Raw genomic sequence first — 18937 nt, 5'->3', positions numbered from 1 at the left:
GAGTCATGGCGACCTACGGCACGACCCTGCGTCGCGGCCTGCCGCGCATGACCGGCGGCGAGCCCTGGCCTCCGAGCGGTGAGGCGCCGGACGGCGTCGCTGCTTCGCCCGCTGCGGCTCCCGCTGCCGCTCCCGAGGTTTCGGGGTCGTCGAGCGAGGAGCGCAGCGACGAGACGAAACGCGCTGCGCAGCCAGGGACGCCCGTCGAGGACGTCTCGTCTCGCCCCGCTCGCTCAACGACCGTGACCAGCGGCGTCGAGGGCCGCGCGATCCGTCGCGGGCTGCCGCGCACGCCCGGCGGCGAGCCGTGGCCGCCCGCGGGTGTCGTTGCCGCGCCGGCCGTTGCCGCGGCATCCGCGCCTGCTCCTTCCGGGTCGTTGAGCGAGGAGCGAAGCGACGAGACGAAACGCGCGGAGCAGCCCGAGACTCCGGCGGGCGACGTTTCGTCTCGCTCCGCTCGCTCAACGACCGCGGCCGGCGTCGAGGGCCCGAAGCTTCGCCGCGGACTGCCGCGAACGCCCGGCGGCGAGCCGTGGCCGCCGGCCGGGTTCGCGCCCGCCGCGCCCGTGCCCGCGCCCGAAGCGCCCGAGGTGCCGGAGGTCGCGGCATCCGTCACCGCTCCCGCCGCTCCGGCGGCCGCTGCCGTCGCGGTCGCACCTGAGCCTGCCCGCACGCCGTCGGGGGTTCCCCTGGATCGGCCGCTGCCGTTCACCCGGACCGTGTGGCCCGGGGCCGCGGCGTCGGCCCGCCCGGCAGCCAAGCCCGAGCCGGCGCGGATCGGACCGTTCACCAAGACGCAGTGGGCCGGCGCGGCCATCGTCGCCGGCGGCGGTCTGCTGTTCGCCGCGGGCATGGCGGTGTTCGCGGTGCGGTGGCTGCTCTCGACGCAGTGGGGCACCGACTTCCTGGCGGCGTACCCGGGCGAGTACCACCTGCCCGAAGGAGCCCCGGTCGGGTTCCCGGCGTGGCTCGGCTGGCAGCACTTCTTCAACGTGTTCCTGATGGTGCTCGTCATCCGCTCGGGCATCAGAATCCGCGGCGAGAAGCGACCGACGGCGTTCTGGACGCCGAAGTGGAACAGCAAGCGCAAGATCAGCCTGACGATCTGGTTCCACCAGTCGCTGGACATCCTGTGGCTCGTCAACGGCGTCATCTTCGTGGTGCTGCTGTTCCTCACCGGGCAGTGGATGCGGATCGTCCCCACGTCGTGGGAGGTTTTCCCGAACGCGATCTCTGCGGCGCTGCAGTACGTGTCGCTCGACTGGCCGACCGAGAACGGCTGGGTGAACTACAACGCGCTCCAGCAGATCGCGTACTTCGCCACGGTGTTCGTAGCGGCTCCGCTCGCCGTCATCACCGGCGTGCGGATGTCGGGGATCTGGCCGAAGAACGCCACAGGCCTGAGCAAGGCGTATCCCGTGGAGTGGGCCCGTGCGGTGCACTTCCCGGTGATGATCTACTTCGTGCTGTTCATCTTCGTGCACGTCGTCCTGGTGTTCGCCACCGGGGCGCTGCGCAACCTGAACCACATGTACGCCGCGCAGGGCTCCGTCGACCCGAACGCCTACGCCGACAACTGGGCAGGATTCTGGATCTTCGCCGTCTCGATGCTCGTCATCGCGGCTGCCTGGATCGCGGCTCGGCCCCTCGTCCTCGCGCCCATCGCCCGGCTGTTCGGCAGCGTCTCGAGTCGCTGACGTGACGCCGTCTCCGGATCGCTGGACGCGGCTGGTCACACGGGTGCTCGCGCCCAATCCCGGGCCGATGACGCTGGACGGCACGAACTCCTTCCTCATCTCGTCGCCCGGCGCCGACGGGGTCGTCGTGGTCGATCCGGGTCCGGAGGATGCCGCGCATCTGGAGCGGATCGCCGGGTTCGGGCGGGTCGAGCTGATCCTCATCACGCACCACCATCCGGACCACGTCGAGGGGGTCGATTCGCTCGTCGCGCTCACTGGCGCCCCTGTCCGGGCGTGGCGGTCCGACCTGTGCCGGGAGGCGGCGCCCCTCTCAGCGGACGAGGAGATCGAGGCTTCTGGCACGCGCATCCGGGTGGTGGCCACGCCCGGGCACACCACGGATTCGGTCAGCTTCCATCTTCCGGAGGACACGGCGCCGGGCGGTTCCGCTGCAGGCGGCACGATGCTGACGGGCGACACCATCCTCGGCCGCGGAACCACCGTGATCGCGCACCCCGACGGTGCCATCGGCCCCTACCTCGCATCGTTGGACACGCTCGAGGCATTCGGATCGATCCCCGTGCTGCCCGCGCACGGAGCGATGCTCCCCGACCTCGCGGCGACCTGCCGCGAGTACCGGGCCCACCGCAGCCAGCGCCTGGATCAGGTGCGCGGCGTTCTCGCGGAGCTCGGGGCCGAGGCATCCGACGATCCCGCGCTGGTCGAGGCGATCGTCGACCGCGTCTACGGCGAGATCGACCCGCGCGTCCGCTTCGCCGCGGTGGCCTCGACGCGCGCCCAGCTGGACCATCTCGCGGGCTCGGCTCCCTGACCGCACACCGGTACGCCTACGGGGTGGATGGAGCTGCGGATGCCGCGCCAGCGGCGTACCCCTCGGCATACGCCTCGTCGGCGCCGAGGCGGAACATATCGCGCTCGAGGGGGCGCACGATCGTGCGGGCGCCGGGAAGATCGAGGGAGCCGACGAGGTCGGCGCGCCCGCGCACCACGGCCACCGGACGCCGAGCCGCCTTGCCCTTGACCAGGTCGGCCGCCGCGGCGAGCTCGTCGGCGACGCACGGCATCGTGACGACGAGCGGCCGGCCCTCGGCGTCGGTCCCGCCGCGGAGATCCTCGAAGACGTGCACTCCGCCCGCGCCGATGGCGTGGTCGGTCTGCCCGTCGCGCCAGGCGCGGCCGAGCGTGTCGGAGACCAGCACGCCGACCTGCACGCCCAGGCGCTCGCGCAGCCCGGCGGCGATGAGCCGTGCCGAAGCGTCGGGATCCTCCGGGAGCAGCAGGATGGTGCCCTCGGGGGTGTTCGACGCGTCGACGCCGGCGGCGGCCGACACCATGCCGAGCCGGTTCTGCACGATGCGCGTCATCCCGCCGTTCGGCGTCGGCCGCGATGCCACCACCCGCACCGTCTCGGCGGTGATCGCATCCTCGCGGTCGTCGGCCGCCAGGATGCGTCCCTCGGCCTTGGACACGATCTTCGACGTCACCACGACGATGTCGCCGTCGGACAGGGCGCCGGCCGCGGCATCCGCGATCATCGACACCAGGTCATCGCCCGGCGCGATCTCGGGGATCCCGTCGAGAGCCCAGACCTGCAGCACGTCAGCGATCAGCGGACGAAGCGGACCTCGGTGAGCGTCTCACCCAGGAACGGCTCGGTGTGCGATGCGCCGTCGAGCGTGAACCCGTTGCGCGTGTAGAAGCGGTGCGCGCGCGGGTTGTCGTCGGCGACCCAGAGGTACAGCTCTTCATCGGAACCGACCACGGCGTCGAACAGCTTCTGGCCGATCCCGGTGCCGTGGTACTCGTCGAGCAGGTAGATGAAGTAGAGCTCGCGGAAGCGCGGGGCATCCTTGTCGCGTGCCGGGCCCGAGCCGGCGAAGCCGACGATCTCTCCGCCGACGAGCGCCGCGAACATCTTGAACTCAGGGCCCTGGACGGCCCAGTGGGTCCACAGCTCGGCGAGCCGCTTCGGCGAGACGGCCTCGAGGGCGGCCTTGCTGATGAGGTGGTCGTAGGTCTCGTGCCAGCAGGTCGCGTGGACGCGGCCGAGGGCCTCTGCGTCCACGTCGCGCACCGGACGGACGACGATGTCGGTCTGGAGTTCGGCTTCCATGGGCCGACTCTACGCCGGGCCTCGCACGACGCGAAATCGACCGGACGGGGCCCGTCTCGGGGTCGGGCAGGGGAGTGGGATGCCGCGCCCCGGTGTGTCGGAAACCCACAACCGAATGTCGACGGCGGTCGTGGATCGCTACCATCACTCCCCGTGAACGTGATCTGGCGGACCCTGCTCGTGATGCTCGCTGCTCGGCGTCGGGTGCGGCGCGAAGGGCGCCTGCCGCCGACCGGCATCGGCCGCGTGCGCCTGACGACTCTGCCGACCGACCTCGACATCCTGATGCACATGAACAACGGGCGTTACCTGTCCCTGTTCGACCTCGGGCGCTGGGATCTGCTGATCAGGACAGGGCTCTTCGACGTCATGAAGCGCCGCGGCTGGTACGCGGTCGTGTCGAGCGAGACGGTCACCTTCCGGAAGTCGCTCGAGCTGTGGCAGCGGTTCGACATCGAGTCGCGCATGATCGGCCACGACGACAAGGCCGTCTACCTGGAGCACCGTGCGGTGGTCGAGGGCGAGGTGTACGCCCGCGTGATCGTCCGCGCCCGCATGATGAAGCGCAGCGGCGGCACGCTCTCGCACGAAGAGCTGTTCGCGGCCGTCGGCTATCCGGACGGCATCCCCGAGATCGACACGTGGGTGCACGACTGGGCCGCGGCATCCGCTCTCCCGCCGTCGCGAGGGCCGGCGCCGAGCGTCTGGGGCTGACGGCTCAGGTGAACAGTGCGGTGGCGATGGCGGCCAGGGAGGCGACCATGGCGACGTTCACGGACAGCAGGAGCGCCGTCCAGACTCGGGTCGGTTCCATCGGCGCCAAGGGTCCTCGCCCGACGGCCTCGAGGGCTTCGGGCAGTGAGTCGAACTCGCCGACGGTGCGGCCACGGGGCGTGCTGGCGACGTAGACGCCGCGCTCGCGGCGGACGGAGCCGACCTTGCGGCCACCGCGACCGGCCTCCCAGCCGCCGCGCTCGAGGCTGCGCCACTGCACACGCCAGGACGCCGGGGCTGTCAGAGTGGGAAAGGTCATGTCGGCAACGCTATGCGGGCCGCTCTCCAGCAGTGGGGCCTTGACTAATCCGACGGCGCGGGGTATTCGCGCGAGCAGATGTTCTACCGCGGGGCTGTGGGGTCGTCGGGCTCGGGCACCAGAGACAGGCCGGCAGGGGAGTTCGCCGCCTTGGTCAGCGCCTCGATCCACGCGGGGTTGAGGCGGGGCTGGCGGCTGCCGAAGTACTCGAACGAGAGCGGCACGTGCGGGCTGAGCCACACCGACGTGCGCCCCATTCCGCTGCGCATCGGGTCTGTCCACGTGAACGGGAACTGCTCGCCGCGACGGAGCTTGGCCCAGACGACGGCCTGCAGGTGCGCCAGCACGCGGTCATCGATCGAGACGGCGATCTTCGAGTCGTAGGTGAGCGTGCCCATCTCGCCAGATTAGCGCGGAGTGGGGCCTGGAGGACGCGGTCAGCCGGCGCGTGGCGGGAGTATACGCCCTTCCGGCTTTCGTGTCTGGTGTTGCACGAAATGCGCATGTGCATCCAGGCTGTCACGGTGACCACTTCGGAGACGCTCGTACGGGACCTGCGTGAGGCGGTGTCGTCGGGGGGTCTGACGGTCGCCTACCAGCCTCAGTTCGCACTCGACGAGGGACCGCCCGGCGGGCGTCCCGTCGCCGTCGAAGCCCTCTGCCGGTGGACGCACGCGCCGTACGGCGAGATCCCGCCGGCGACGTTCATCCCGCTGGCGGAGGACGCCCGGCTGGTCGAGGAGATCGACATCCAGGTCCTCGAGCGCGGCGCTGCGCAGATCCTCGACTGGAGCCTCTCCGGCCGACGCATCGGCCTCGCGTCCAACGCGTCGCCCTCGCACATCACCATGGAGTATGCCGAGGAGGTCATCGCGCGCCTCGAGGGCACGGGGCTCGACCCCGCACTTGTCGCCATCGAGATCACCGAAGCGCCGTCGCCGCAGCTGCTTCCCGAGATGAGGGGAGCGCTCGCACGTCTCCGGTCGTTCGGCGTGGCGATCTCGATCGACGACTTCGGGGCGGGTGACACACCGATCGAGATGGTCGAGTCCCTGCCGATCGACGAGGTCAAGATCGACAGGTCACTGACGCAGCGAGCGGATGCCGCGGCCGACGCGATCGTCGCCGACGTGGTTTCGCGCGCGCGCAGCCAGGGCTGGCGCGTCGTCGCGGAGGGCATCGAGACGTCCGACGACCTCGCCCGGTCGGTGCGCCGCGGCTGCCACCGCGGGCAGGGCTATCTCCTCGGAATGCCGATGAGCGCCGAGGGCATCGAGCGCCTCTGGGACGCCCCGACGCTCAGAGGCTGAACTCGTCCGGCCCGTCGGCGACCGGCTCGTCGGCGGGGCTCGCCTCGCCGACGTCGATCTGCGACCACGTCACGGGCATGCCCGGGGAGAAGAGGATATCGATCCCCGGTCCGCCCCGCAGCGGCGGGATGTTGACGTAGCCGCCGCCCGCCTTGATCGCCTCGAGGATCTGGGTCTTGAGCCCCGTCACCGGGTCGGGAAGGAAATAGTCACGTCCGTCGACGGTGAGTCGGTTCACGATGGCCATGCGCCCCAGCGTACCTGCCAACCGGCATGCCGAGATTAGGATTGACGCGTGGGCACACTTCACTACGGCTCGCCGGCCACCGGCTTCGCACTCGACGACCGCACGCTCGCCCACGTCGAGCTCGTGATGATGGCGAAGCTGCGCCGGCAGGAGAGCTTCGCCTTCGCGATCACCGACGAGAAGACGCAGGTGCGTCAGGCCGTCTGGATCTCCCCGGTCACCGCACTGCGCTTCGAATACGAAGCGCCGATGCCCGAGATCAACCGGCTGTGGCTGCAGGAACTCGTCGACACCGCCAACTCGTCCGGCGGCCTCCGCATCGTCCCCGAGCCGGATCCGACCGCATCACGCTGAGACGCGGTCGCCGCCCGCCCGCTTCGAGCGGTACATCGCGGCATCCGCGGCATCCAGCAGCTCCGCGGCCGCCATGCCGGGTCGCGCTGCGACGATTCCCGCGCTGGCGGTCACGTCGATCACCGCGTCCGACACGGCGATGGGCTTTCCGATCGCCCTGATCGCCCGCTGCGCGGCGTGGCGTGCATCTGCTTCATCGGCGCCGACACAGACGATCACGAACTCGTCGCCCCCGAGGCGGACCACCATGTCGGACGCGCGGGAGACGCCCGCAAGGCGCTTGCCGACCGCCGCGAGCACCGCGTCGCCCACCTCGTGGCCGCGGCCGTCGTTGATGAGCTTGAAGTCGTCGATGTCGAGGAAGATGAGCGCGAGGCGCGGACCCGGGCTCGCCAAAAGCGCGTCGAGGCGGTCGTCGAGGAATCGCCGGTTGTGCAGGCCGGTCAGCGCGTCGCGCAGCGCGAGCTCCGCGAGCTCGGCCTGCGACCGCGCCGCAAGGGCCGCCTCGATCTCGTCGCCCAGCTCGCGTGCGTCTTCGGCGAGCTCTCCCCACGGCAGGCTCCGCCCGGTGACGCTCTCGCGCCAGGCGGAGAACGACCGGCGCGGCGACAGGTCGTCGTCGCGGTTGGCGGCGCCCTGATCGCCCAGCCAGTCGACGGTGCGTGCCACCTCGCCGCGCAGGAAGACCAGCCGGTCGCCGTTCGTGCCGAGCGGAACGTCGAGCAATCCCGCGACGCCGGGCAGCTCCACCGCGAGCTCGGGACGCTCGAGGGGCAGCGCCTCCCAGACCGAGCGCTCTGCTGCCAGCTCGTCCACGATGTCGAGCAGCGCGTCGTGGGCCGGGACGGTGCCCAGGGCGTGCACCGAGTCGCCGATCCGGAGAACCACGCCGTCGGCCGGGACGACATCGAGGACCGTCCGCTCGCCGCCCAGGAGCACGCCGGCCACGTCGCGCCGGCCGTAGAGCGGTGCCACGATGGCGATCCGGCGCTGCCGCGCTTCGAGCCGCCGCCGCAGGCTGCGGATCTCGTGCGCGGCCGTCAGCTGCATCGTCACCTGGGCGGCGAGCACCTCCAGCGCGCGCCGCAGCAGGACAGGGAGGCGCCGAGGGCGCCGGTGGGCGCATGTGAACATGCCCACGAGCCGGTCGCCCGACACGAGCGCGAGCGTCAGGGTCGACGCCTGGCCCATGTTGCGCATGAACTGCAGGTGGTGCGGTGACACCGCCCGCAGCTCCGCCGCCCCGATGTCGAGCGGCTCTCCGTGGGCGAGGATCGTGGAGATCCCGACGCCGGCGTCGCCCGTGTCGACGATGACGCGCGAGCGCTTCTCCAGGTAGAGGGCGCGGGCCTGCGACGGGATGTCGGAGGCCGGGAAGTGCAGGCCGAGGTACGGCTCCATGTCGGGCTCGCGCTCGTCGGCGACGATCTGACCGTGCCCGTCCTCGTGGAAGTGGTAGCACATCACGCGGTCGAAGCCCGTGATCTGCTTGATCTCCGCGGCGGCGCGCGTGCGCAGCTCGTCAGGATCGGTGATGCCCGCCAGGCGCTGGATGGCGCTCACGACCCCGGAGCGGGCGTACTCGAGCTCGGGGATCACGGGCTCCAGCTCGATCACCACCGGCGAGTGCCCGCGGTGCACGATCACGTCGTAGCTCGAACCCTCGAACTCGGCACGCACCGGGTCGACGGCTTCCGCGTGCGATGCCGCCCAGGTGAGGGTCTCGCTGCCGGTGTCGCGCAGGCTGCGCCCGAGCCAGCCCGCAGCGTTGTCGCTCGCGGCGACGATCTCGCCGGTTGCCTCGTCGACGGCGAGCAGGATGCCGTGCGACTGGATGCGCCCGATGGTGCGGAGGGGCTCGGTGGCGCACTCCTGCAGACGGCGGGCTTCGGCGTCACCTCTCTCGCGGGCGCTCTCGAAGGGCACGGCGGTGAGATCGGTCAACGTGCCTCCTCGGACGCTCCTCGATCGATCGGTCGGTTCGCCGAGGAGAAACCATCCTATGTTCCGGCCGTACCGGACGGCGAGTGCGCGCGCAAGGGCGTTGCGGGCGGCGCCGCGTTCCGGTTTGGTGCAGACATGCGCGGACGCCCCCCGCCCGCGCAGGGAGGAGGAACGAGCCATGGATACTGCGACCCTCATCTGGATCATCGTCGGCGTGATCGTCGTGGCGATCATCGTGGTCGTGGCGCTCGCGCTCACCGCGCGAGGCCGTGCCGAGAAGAAGCGCCAGGCCGAGCACGAGAAGGCGGAGAAGATCCGGGCGGAGGCCCGGGAGACCGAGCTGGCCGCTCGCGAGAGCGAGGCGCGCGCCGCGAAGAGCCGAGCGGATGCCGCTTCCGCCGCGGCCGCGGCACAGCAGGCGCAGGCTCAGGCCGCCCAGGCCGACGTCGACGCCCGCCGTCTCGCCGACACCGTCAGCGAGCACGACGCCGAAGCCGCGAAGCACCGTGCCGAGCAGGAGGAGCGGCTGCGCAAGGCCGACGACGTCGACCCCTACGTGACGACCGACGGCGACGACCGCGACGGCGACGGCCGGGTGGACCGCAACCGCGACGGCAGCGATGTCCGCGAGGAGCGCACGGTCGTGCGCGACGACCGTGACGCCGCCGTCTCGCCGGCGGCGACGCGCAGCGACCGGAGCGACGTCCACGACGGCGTGCCGCCGGCTCCCGACGGAGTGGTGGGGCGGGATGCCTCGACCCACGACACGACCGGGCAGGACCCCGCGATCACGCGCCCGCCCTCGACGGCGGCCGACGCCCGGGTCGACGACGGCGACGACGGCGTGCCGCCGGCCACCCGCCGCGATCGCGCCTGAGCACCGTGGCCGTCTGCCCGGCGAGACAACCGTGCACGCGCATGGGCGTCGCGCCGGGCGGGCGGCTTTAGGCTTGTCGGCATGGTGACCGACCCTTATCGGGGGGACACCGACCTCACGGCATCCGGCGACGACCTCGCCGAGCGCGCCGTGGTGCTGGCGCAGCGGTGGATCACCGAGAGCGCCGAGGTCGACGTGGACCCCGCAGCCGAGCGACTCGCCGGCGTGCTGAAAGACCCCAACGGACTGCCGTTCACGATCGGCTTCGTCGACGGCGTGATGCGGCCGGAGAGCCTCACGGCCGCGGCATCCAATCTCCGTCGTGTCGCCCCGCTCGTGCCCGGCTTCCTGCCGTGGTACCTGCGAGGAGCGGTGCGTGTCGGCGGCGCGGTCGCTCCTGTGCTGCCGTCGCCCGTCGTCCCCATCGCGCGGCGCGTGCTGCGCGAGATGGTCGGCCACCTCGTGGTGGACGCCCGGCCCGAGAAGCTCGGCCCCGCCATCGCCGGCACCCGCGAGTCCGGTGCGCGCCTGAACCTCAACCTTCTCGGTGAAGCGGTGCTCGGCGAGCAGGAGGCGCTGCGGCGGCTCGAGGGCATCCACGAGCTCATCCGCCGCGACGACGTGGACTACGTCTCGGTGAAGGTCTCGGCGATCGCCAGTCACATCTCGATGTGGGCGTTCGACGAGGTGGTCGCCAAGGTCGTCGATCGCCTGATGCCGCTCTACCTCACGGCAGCCACCGACCGCACCTTCATCAACCTCGACATGGAGGAGTACCGCGACCTCGACCTCACGATCGCGGTCTTCACGAAGATCCTCGAAGACCCGCGCCTGCGCGATCTCGAGGCCGGCATCGTGCTCCAGGCGTACCTCCCCGACGCACTCCCGGCGCTGCAGCAGCTCACCGCGTGGGCGCAGCAGCGCGTCGCGGCGGGTGGCGCACGGATCAAGGTGCGGCTCGTCAAGGGCGCCAACCTCGCGATGGAGCGGGTGGACGCCGTCATGCACGGCTGGTCGCTCGCCACCTACGACGCCAAGGTCGACTCGGACGCCAACTACGTGCGCTGCCTCGACCACGCGCTGCGTCCGGAGAACGCCGCCGCAGTCCGCGTCGGCGTGGCCGGGCACAACCTGTTCGACATCGCCTACGCCTGGCTGCTGGCCGGGGAGACCGGCGTGCGCGACCACCTCGAGTTCGAGATGCTCCTCGGCATGGCGCAGGGCCAGGTCGACGCGGTCGCCCGCGAAGTGGGCCACGTGCTGCTCTACGTGCCGGTCGTGCGACCCGACGAGTTCGACGTCGCCATCAGCTACCTCGTGCGCCGTCTCGAGGAGAACGCGTCGAGCGACAACTTCCTCTCCGCCGCGTTCGAGCTCGCCGACGTCCCCGCGATGTTCGAGCGCGAGCGCGACCGGTTCCTGGCCTCGCTCGGCCGGGCGGCTGAGCCCGCCCTCGGGATCGGTCCGAACCGCACCCAGGACCGCACCGCCGCGCTGTCCGAAGAGCCCGGCACCCGAGCTCGTCTCCGTGGCAGCGGACCGATCGCCGACGACGACGGTCTCACGCAGGCCGTGATCGGAATCGCGCGCTCCGCCGCGGTCGATCCCGCCGCCGTCGACCCCGCCGAGACCACGCCGATCGCGCCGTCGGCCGAAGAGCAGCTGTTCGCCGGCGAGGCGTTCGTCGAGACCGCCGTCTTCGCACCGCGCGAGAGCGGCGAGCGTGCGCTCGGGGCTCCCGGGTTCCGCAACGCCGCCGACACCGACCCGGCGCTCCCCGCCAACCGCGCCTGGGCTCGCGACATCCTGCGCCGCATCCACACGTCGCGCGCAGGGGACGACACGATCGCGGCGGCGCGCATCGACGACGCCGAGGCCCTGGAGGCCGTCGTGAAGACGGTGACGGATGCCGCGGCCCGATGGGGCGCGACCCCGGCGGCGGACCGCGCCGCGGTGCTCGCGGAAGCGGGGCGCGCACTCGAGGCGCGGCGCGGCGAGCTGATCGAGGTCGCCGCCTCCGAGACCGGCAAGATCTTCGCCGAGGCCGACGTCGAGGTCAGCGAGGCCGTCGACTTCGCGAACTACTACGCCGCGACGGCGCGCGAGCTCGATCGGGTGAGCGGAGCGGTGTTCGAGCCCGCGAAGCTGACCGTCGTCACGCCGCCGTGGAACTTCCCCGTCGCCATCCCCGCCGGCGGCGTGCTCGCGGCGCTCGCGGCCGGGTCGGGCGTCGTCTTCAAGCCCGCGCCGCAAGCACGCCGCTGCGCGGCCGTCCTAGCCGAGGCGCTGTGGGAAGCCGGCGTTCCGCGCGACGTGCTCGCGCTCGTCGACATCGACGAGGGCGGCCTCGGGCAGGCGCTCATCTCGCACTCCGCCGTCGACCGCGTCATCCTCACCGGCTCCTTCGAGACGGCGGCGCTGTTCCGCTCGTGGCGGCCCGACCTGCCGCTGCTCGCCGAGACCAGCGGCAAGAACGCCATGATCGTCATGCCGTCGGCCGACCTCGACCTCGCGGCATCCGATCTCGTCAAGAGCGCGTTCGGCCACGCCGGCCAGAAGTGCTCGGCCGCGTCGCTCGCGATCCTCGTCGGTCCGGTCGGCCACTCGCAGCGGTTCGCGCGCCAGCTGGTCGACGCGGCGCAGTCGCTGCGCGTCGGCTCGCCCACCGATCCGCTGTCGGAGGTCGGTCCTGTCGTCGAGCCGCCGCGCGGAAAGCTCGAGTGGGCGCTGACCACGCTCGCCGACGGGGAGCAGTGGCTCGTCGAGCCGAAGCCCGTCGACGCCGGTCCGGAGTTCACCGGCCGCATGTGGACCCCCGGCATCCGCACCGGCGTGAAGCCCGGTTCGCGCTTCCACCACGAGGAGTTCTTCGGCCCGGTTCTCGGCGTCATGCATGCGAGCTCGCTCGCCCAGGCGATCGAGCTGCAGAACGCCGTCGCATACGGACTCACGGCGGGTCTCTACACGCAGAACCCCGATGACCTCGCGCTGTGGCTCGATCGCGTCGAGGCGGGCAACCTGTACGTGAACCGCGGCATCACCGGGGCCATCGTGCAGCGTCAGCCCTTCGGCGGCTGGAAGCGGTCGTCGGTGGGCGCCGGCACGAAGGCCGGAGGCCCGAACTACCTGATCGGCCTCGGGTCGTGGCGGAGCACGTCCGGCGGCGCCGCGTCGACGACGCTCCACCTCCGCGGCCTCGACTCGCGCATCACGTCGGTCATAGAGGCGGCCCAGCCGTCGCTGGACTACGACTCCTTCGAGTGGCTGCGCCGTGCGGCGCTGTCCGACGCGATCGCGTGGGACCGCGAGTTCGGCCAGGTGAAGGACGTCTCGGGGCTAGGGATCGAGCGCAACCTCTTCCGCTACCGCCCGATCGCCGAGGTGGCGCTGCGCGCGACCGGAGATGCGTCGTGGCAGTCGGTGCTGCGTGTCGCGATCGCGGGCATCCGGGCGGGGTCCGCCCTCACGCTCAGCGCACCGGTCGGCCTGCCGGCCGGCGTGCGTCGCGCGCTGAGCGAGCTCGACGTCGCCGTGTTCGTCGAGACCGACGAGCAGTGGCTGCAGCGCATGGCCGCACCCGAGCCCGGGCTCACGGGGGCAGTGGCGGGCGAGGCATCCGCTGCCCGTCCTCCGCGTGTCCGGCTCATCGGCCCGCGCCAGTCGGTGGCTGAGCTCCACCGGGCGCTCTCGACCGCGATCGGCGGTGACCCCGACCTCGCCGTCTACGACAACGAGGTGACGACGGCCGGCCGCCTCGAGCTGCTGCCGTTCCTGCATGAGCAGTCGATCACGATCACCGCGCACCGGTTCGGCAACCCCGACCCGTGGTCGGAGGACGTGATCTGACGGAGTCGTCCGGGGCGGGCGGTGCGCGAGCCTAGTCGGCGTCGGTGTCGGCGAAGCCGGTCGACTCGCGCGCCACGATGCGGAACGCGGGCTTGATCGTCTCGGGCTCCCGCCGCTCGCCCTTCTCGCTGATGCGCTCGATGAGCCGATCGACCGCGATCGCGGCGATCTCGGCGCGGCCCGTGTCGACCGTCGACATCGACGGGACGGAGTACTTGCTCTCGTCGATGTTGTCGAAGCCGATCACCGCGACGTCATCGGGAACACGCAGGCCCTCTTCGCGCAGGGCGCGCAGAACACCGAGGCCCAGCGTGTCGTTGAGGGCGAACACCGCGTCGAAGTCCACGCCCTCCTGGACCATGCGGTGCGTGGCCTCGGCGCCGCCTCCTCGGTTCCACCGGTGCATGGAGGTGGGGCGGACGAGGGCCCGGTCGAACTGGATGCCCGCCTCCTCGAGAGCGCGCACATAGCCCTTCAGGCGCAGGCTGGCCGAGCTCGTCTCGTCGCCGTGCTCGAGGTCTGCGCCGATCAGGGCGATCCGCCGGCGGCCGATCCCCACGAGATGCTCGACGGCGGCCTGGGACGACGAGGTGTTGTGCATCGTGACGTGGTCGGTCGGCCCGCCGAAGATGCGCTCTCCGAGCAGGACGAGCGGCAGCTCGACGTTGAGCGCTTCCGCGTCCTCCTGACCGAGGCTGACCGGGCTGAAGAGCATGCCGTCGAGGAACCGCGGCCGGTTGCCCGTCACCGCGCGAAGCTCGGAATCGCGGTCGCCGCTGGTCTGCTCGACCATGACGCCGAGTCCGCGCTTCTCCGCCGCGCGGATCACCTCGTCGGCGAGCTCGGCGAAGTAGTTCTCGCGAAGCGAGGGCACCGCGAGCCCGATGACCCCGGTCCGCCCGGAGCGGAGACCGCGGGCGGAGAGGTTCGGGCGGTAGGCGAGCTGGCGGATCGCATCGTTGACCCGATCCCGCGTGCCGGGGCGCACGTGCGGATAGTCGTTGATGACGTTCGAGACGGTCTTGATCGAGACGCCGGCGACCCGAGCGACATCGTGCATCGTCGGTCCCATCGGTGGCCCCCGTCTCCCTGTCCGATCATTGCACTCTACTGGTTCCGCCGACCCGGCCGTCCCCCGAAAAGGCCAGGCGAGGACAGGATGCCTCGGGGCAGTGCAACGTTGTAAAGATAGTGTAACGTGCCCGATGTGCGAGTCAGGGAGGACCGACGATGCTGACGGCGAACGACTGGCCGATCGCGGCCGCGCTGCTCTCCCAGGGCGACGCCCATCCCACCGGCGAAGCCGGCTCGCCGGTCGAGCGATGGCGCGTCGACCTGCTCGAGATCGCCGACGCGGGCTTCAGCGACGTGGACCTCACCGATTCCTGGGTGAGGTACGGCGACCTCACGCCCCGGCAGGCGACTGACCTCGGAGAGTGCCTCGCCGCGACCGGACTGGCGCCGGCGTCGCTCTCCGCCATCCGCCGCAGCGTCATCGACGAGAGGCACGGGGCCGAGCACCTCGCGTATGCCCACCGCACGCTCGACGTCGCCGCCGGCCTCGGCGTCGGCGTCGTGTCGGTCGGCCTGCATCGTGCGCTGACCCCCGAGCAGCGCAGGCAGCTGTGGTTCTGGACCGTCGAGGGCCACCGTGATCCCGTGGACGACGACGACACCTGGTCGCTGGCCGTGACGCGGCTGCGTGAACTCGGACGCCACGCCGGCGAGGTCGGCCTGCTGCTCTCGCTCGAGCTCTACGAGCACACCTACCTCGGTACGGCCGCCTCGGCGGTGCGCCTCGTCGAGGACATCGGCCTCGACGTGGTCGGGCTCAACCCCGACATCGGCAACCTCATCCGCCTGCACGAGCCCGTCGAGGGTTGGCGGGCGGTCGCCGAGGCGACGATGCCGTACGCCAACTTCTGGCACGTGAAGAACTACACACGCGATGAGGATGCCGCAGCCGGCTTGTTCTCGACCGTGCCCACTTCTCTCGAACTGGGCGTGATCAACTACCGCGAAGCCGTCAAGATCGCGCTGCGCAGCGGTTTCCAAGGGGTCATCTGCGTCGAGCACTACGGCGGAGACGGGCTCAGCGTGAGCGCGACGAACCGCGACTACCTCCGCGGCCGGGTGCTGCCCCGCCGGGAGTACTCCCCGGGCGTCAGTCGCGTCCGACAGACACACGGAGAGGACGTGGGATGACGAGGATCTTCGCGGACCCGGATGCCTTCGTCGCCGACGCGCTGCGCGGCTTCGCCGCCGCGCACGCCGGCGAGGTGGCGCTCGTCGACGGTGGGGTGGTGCGTGCGCAGCCGCTCGAGCCCGGCCGCGTGGCCGTCCTCATCGGCGGCGGCTCGGGACACTACCCGGCGTTCGCGGGCTTCGTCGGGCCCGGTCTCGCCGCCGGTGCGATCTGCGGCAACATCTTCACGTCGCCGTCGACGGCGCAGGCGCTCCGCGTCGCCCACGCGGCGGACGCGGGCGGCGGCGTGCTCTTCACCTACGGCCGGTACGCGGGTGACGTGATCCACTTCGGCGAGGCCGAACGGCGGCTGCGCGCCGAGGGGGTCGACGCCCGCACCGTCCTCATCACGGACGACGTGGCGAGCGCCGCGCCCGACGCCCGCGACGAGCGGCGCGGCATCGCCGGCATCCTGTGCGTCTTCCATGTCGCCGGCGCGGCTGCCGAACGCGGCGACTCGATCGACGAAGTCGAGCGCCTCGCGGCGCACGCCAACAGCAGGACGCGCAGCCACGGCGTCGCGTTCGCCGGCTGCACGCTGCCGGGCGCGGGACACCCGCTGTTCGAGGTCCCGGACGGCGTGATGTCGATCGGGCTCGGGATCCACGGCGAGCCCGGCGTGAGAGACGTGCCCCTTCAGCGCGCACCAGAGCTGGCGGTGACGCTGGCCGAGCCGCTGCTGGCGGAGCGACCCGAGGGCTGCACCCGGGCAGCGGTGATCCTCAACGGGCTCGGCTCGGTGAAGTACGAGGAGCTGTACGTCCTCTTCGGCCATGTCGCCGAGCATCTGCAGGGCCACGGGATCGAGATCGTCGAGCCCGAGTGCGGTGAGTTCGTCACGAGTCTCGACATGGCGGGGGTGTCGCTCACCGTCCTCTGGCTCGACGATGAGCTCGAGGAGCTGTGGACGGCGCCGGCCTCCTCGCCGGGATTCCGCAAGGGCGCCGTCGGCGGGCGGACTGCGCCCATCGCGCATCGCGAACCCCCGGCGCCGCGCGCGAGCACCGAACCGGCCGCGGCGACCCCGGCCGCGGCATCCGTCACCGATGCCTCCCGCGACGCGGCGCGGATCGCCCGCAGACTGACGCGGCGGGCGCGCGACGCGGTGGCGGCCCAGGCCGACCACCTCGGAGAGCTCGACGCGGTCGCCGGAGACGGCGACCACGGCATCGGCATGGTGCGGGGACTGAACGCCGCCGCGGAGGCGGTCGAGGCGGCGGACGAGGCGACGGGCGTGCGCGAGCTGCTCGGCACGGCGGGCGATGCGTGGTCGGAGACCGCGGGAGGCACGTCCGGAGCCCTGTGGGGCGCGGCCCTCACGCAGCTCGGGCAGTCGCTCGGCAACGCCGATCGCTTCACGCCGGAGGATGTGGTGGCGGCCGTCGCCGCCGCCTGCGCGCGGATCGCCGAGATCGGCGGCGCACACCCCGGCGATAAGACGATGCTCGACGCGATGGAGCCGTTCCGCAAGGCTCTCGCCGCCCGCGTGCAGACGGGAGAGGACCTCGCCGCCTGCCTGATCGCCGCAGCCTCCGCCGCACGGGAGGGGGCGGATGCCACCGCGGCGATGACTCCGCGCCTCGGGCGGGCGCGTCCGCTGGCGGAGCGCAGCATCGGGCATCCCGATCCCGGAGCGACGTCGTTCTGGATCATCGCCGACGCCGTCGCCCACGACGTCGCCGGCCGCCGAGAAGGGGAGTGAGAGATGGGCCTGAGGATCGTGATCGGCGCCGATGACGCCGGCTATGAGTACAAGGAGGCGCTGCGTCAGCTGCTCGCCGACGACCCGCGTGTGAGCGATGTCGTCGACATCGGCGTCGCCAGCGCGGACGCGACGCCGTATCCGCGCGTGGCGATCGAAGCCGCACGTCGTGTCGCTCGGGGGGAGGCCGACCGAGCGCTGCTCGTCTGCGGCACCGGCCTCGGTGTCGCGATCACGGCGAACAAGGTGCGCGGCATCCGGGCGGTGACCGCGCACGACAGCTACTCCGTCGAGCGGTCGGTCAAGAGCAACAATGCGCAGGTGCTGACGCTCGGGGCCCGCGTGATCGGGCTCGAGCTGGCGAAGAAGCTCGTCGAAGAGTGGCTCGGTCACCGCTTCGATCCGGCGTCGCCCTCCGCCGAGAAGGTGGAGCTGATCGAGCGACTCGAGGACGAGCGATGATCGCGAAGGTCGCGGTCGTCGGATCGGGGTACATGGGAGGCGGCATCGCGCAGGTGCTCGCCCTCGCCGGAAGGGATGTCGTCCTCGCGGACGTGAGCGCTGAGCTCGCCCGCGCGAACCGGGAGCGGATCGTCCGCGAGGCGGCCGACTACGCCGAGCGAGGGATCTTCCCCGTCGACGCCGGCGACACGATCGCGAGCCGGGTCACGGCCGCCGGATCCATCGAAGAGGCCGTCGGCGCGGTCGACTTCGTCGAGGAGGCCGTGCCGGAGGTGCTCGCCGTCAAGCACGAGACGCTGCGGCGCATCAGCGAGAATGCGCCTCCGGAGGCGCTCATCGGCAGCAACACGTCCACGATCTCCATCTCCACCCTCGCCGAGGCCGTCACGGCACCGGAGCGCTTCCTGGGCGTGCACTTCAGCAATCCGGCGCCGTTCGTTCCCGGCGTCGAGGTGATCCCCCATGCCGGTACCCGGGCGGACGCCGTGGATGCGGTGGTCGCGCTCCTGGGTGAATGCGGCAAGGTGGGCGTCCCCATCGCCGACGTCACCGGCTTCGTGCTCAACCGCCTGCAGTACGCGCTCTTCAGCGAGGCCGCACGGCTCGTGGAAGAGGGGGTCGCGACGGCCGAATCCGTCGACCTCATCGCCCGGACGACGTTCGGGTTCCGCCTGCCGTTCTTCGGCCCGTTCGCGATCGCCGACATCGCCGGGCTGGACGTCTACCAGTTCTGCTACGCATCGCTCCACAGCGCGTACCCCGACCGCTTCGCCGAGCCGGCGATCCTCGAGGAGCGTGTGGCTCGGGGCGAGAAGGGCGTCAAGTCCGGCCGCGGCTTCCTCGCGACGCCCGCCGAGCGGGCACCCGAGCTCGCGGCGTACCGCGACGAGGCCTATGCGGCCCTGCGGGACCTCGTCACCCGGCTCGGCGAGCCCCCGATCGACTACTGATCCCGCAGAACTTTCGCGGGACGCCGAGAAAATTTCGCCTCGCTCTTGACAGTGATCGGGCGGCGGTGGAAAAGTGTCTACAACGTTGCTCTACAACGTTGTAGACCACACCCGAATCGCGCGCACCCAGCCTTCACGAGCCCGATATCGGACA

At 71.6% G+C, this 18937-nt stretch carries 18 protein-coding genes; 11 read left to right on the top strand and 7 right to left on the bottom strand.

Going from position 1 to position 18937, the window contains the following annotated elements; genetic code table 11:
- The first annotated feature begins 5 nt into the window (after positions 1-5).
- Complete coding sequence (locus JX005_RS11435) at positions 6-1697, top strand: cytochrome b/b6 domain-containing protein (RefSeq protein WP_214467663.1); 1692 nt, start codon at positions 6-8, stop codon at positions 1695-1697.
- A gap of 1 nt (position 1698) precedes the next feature.
- Positions 1699-2511, top strand: coding sequence for an MBL fold metallo-hydrolase (locus JX005_RS11430; RefSeq protein WP_307858568.1), 813 nt, complete (start codon positions 1699-1701; stop codon positions 2509-2511).
- Between the two features lie 16 nt (positions 2512-2527).
- On the opposite strand, the gene cofE is transcribed toward JX005_RS11430, so the two are convergent.
- A complete protein-coding gene (gene cofE / locus JX005_RS11425; RefSeq protein WP_214467662.1) occupies positions 2528-3298 on the bottom strand; it encodes a coenzyme F420-0:L-glutamate ligase in 771 nt (256 codons plus the stop codon).
- Positions 3299-3306: 8 nt separating this feature from the next.
- Positions 3307-3813, bottom strand: a complete 507-nt coding sequence (locus JX005_RS11420; protein WP_214467661.1) for a GNAT family N-acetyltransferase — start codon at positions 3811-3813, stop codon at positions 3307-3309.
- A 153-nt stretch (positions 3814-3966) separates the two neighbouring features.
- Between JX005_RS11420 and JX005_RS11415 the strand changes: the two genes are divergently transcribed.
- Positions 3967-4527 (top strand): acyl-CoA thioesterase, encoded by a 561-nt coding sequence (locus JX005_RS11415; protein ID WP_214467660.1) that lies wholly within the window; start codon positions 3967-3969, stop codon positions 4525-4527.
- A 4-nt stretch (positions 4528-4531) separates the two neighbouring features.
- Here the strand turns inward: JX005_RS11415 and JX005_RS11410 are convergent, their stop codons facing one another.
- Together JX005_RS11410 and JX005_RS11405 are read right to left on the bottom strand one after the other, a co-directional pair.
- A complete protein-coding gene (locus JX005_RS11410) occupies positions 4532-4846 on the bottom strand; it encodes a hypothetical protein (protein ID WP_214467659.1) in 315 nt (104 codons plus the stop codon).
- An 83-nt stretch (positions 4847-4929) separates the two neighbouring features.
- Entirely contained in the window at positions 4930-5244 is a 315-nt protein-coding gene (locus JX005_RS11405) for a DUF7882 family protein (protein ID WP_214467658.1), read from the bottom strand.
- 126 nt (positions 5245-5370) lie between these two features.
- Here JX005_RS11405 and JX005_RS11400 point away from each other — a divergent pair, with 126 nt between their 5' ends.
- Positions 5371-6156: an EAL domain-containing protein gene (locus JX005_RS11400; protein WP_214467657.1), complete on the top strand. Its 786-nt coding sequence runs from the start codon at positions 5371-5373 to the stop codon at positions 6154-6156.
- Here the strand turns inward: JX005_RS11400 and JX005_RS11395 are convergent.
- Positions 6146-6403, bottom strand: a complete 258-nt coding sequence (locus tag JX005_RS11395; RefSeq protein ID WP_214467656.1) for a hypothetical protein — start codon at positions 6401-6403, stop codon at positions 6146-6148. The genes JX005_RS11400 and JX005_RS11395 overlap by 11 nt on opposite strands.
- A 48-nt stretch (positions 6404-6451) precedes the next feature.
- On the opposite strand from JX005_RS11395, the gene JX005_RS11390 reads away from it, so the two are divergent.
- Entirely contained in the window at positions 6452-6757 is a 306-nt protein-coding gene (locus tag JX005_RS11390) for a DUF7882 family protein (protein ID WP_214467655.1), read from the top strand.
- Here JX005_RS11390 and JX005_RS11385 read toward each other — a convergent pair.
- Entirely contained in the window at positions 6749-8701 is a 1953-nt protein-coding gene (locus JX005_RS11385; protein WP_246533872.1) for a bifunctional diguanylate cyclase/phosphodiesterase, read from the bottom strand. The two genes, JX005_RS11390 and JX005_RS11385, sit on opposite strands and share 9 nt — an antisense overlap.
- Positions 8702-8879: 178 nt before the next feature.
- Between JX005_RS11385 and JX005_RS11380 the strand changes: the two genes are divergently transcribed.
- Entirely contained in the window at positions 8880-9578 is a 699-nt protein-coding gene (locus tag JX005_RS11380) for a hypothetical protein (protein WP_214467652.1), read from the top strand.
- 81 nt (positions 9579-9659) lie between these two features.
- Complete coding sequence (locus JX005_RS11375) at positions 9660-13424, top strand: bifunctional proline dehydrogenase/L-glutamate gamma-semialdehyde dehydrogenase (protein ID WP_214467650.1); 3765 nt, start codon at positions 9660-9662, stop codon at positions 13422-13424.
- Between the two features lie 31 nt (positions 13425-13455).
- Here JX005_RS11375 and JX005_RS11370 read toward each other — a convergent pair whose 3' ends face one another.
- Positions 13456-14484 (bottom strand): LacI family DNA-binding transcriptional regulator, encoded by a 1029-nt coding sequence (locus JX005_RS11370; protein ID WP_246533871.1) that lies wholly within the window; start codon positions 14482-14484, stop codon positions 13456-13458.
- A gap of 170 nt (positions 14485-14654) precedes the next feature.
- On the opposite strand from JX005_RS11370, the gene JX005_RS11365 reads away from it, so the two are divergent.
- The 4 genes from JX005_RS11365 to JX005_RS11350 are packed head-to-tail and all read left to right on the top strand — an operon-like array spanning position 14655 to position 18783.
- On the top strand, positions 14655-15629 hold the full coding sequence (locus JX005_RS11365) for a sugar phosphate isomerase/epimerase family protein (protein ID WP_214467644.1): 975 nt from the start codon (positions 14655-14657) through the stop codon (positions 15627-15629).
- A complete protein-coding gene (locus JX005_RS11360; RefSeq protein ID WP_214467642.1) occupies positions 15626-17371 on the top strand; it encodes a dihydroxyacetone kinase family protein in 1746 nt (581 codons plus the stop codon). Before JX005_RS11365 ends, JX005_RS11360 begins: the two co-directional genes overlap by 4 nt.
- A gap of 3 nt (positions 17372-17374) precedes the next feature.
- On the top strand, positions 17375-17833 hold the full coding sequence (locus JX005_RS11355) for a ribose-5-phosphate isomerase (protein ID WP_214467640.1): 459 nt from the start codon (positions 17375-17377) through the stop codon (positions 17831-17833).
- Complete coding sequence (locus JX005_RS11350; protein ID WP_214467639.1) at positions 17830-18783, top strand: 3-hydroxyacyl-CoA dehydrogenase family protein; 954 nt, start codon at positions 17830-17832, stop codon at positions 18781-18783. Before JX005_RS11355 ends, JX005_RS11350 begins: the two co-directional genes overlap by 4 nt.
- The last annotated feature ends 154 nt before the right edge of the window (positions 18784-18937 follow it).

Origin of the sequence: Microbacterium flavescens, assembly GCF_018588945.1 — a bacterium.
Lineage (GTDB): Bacteria > Actinomycetota > Actinomycetes > Actinomycetales > Microbacteriaceae > Microbacterium > Microbacterium flavescens.
This window is presented reverse-complemented; position numbering and strand designations above follow the sequence as displayed.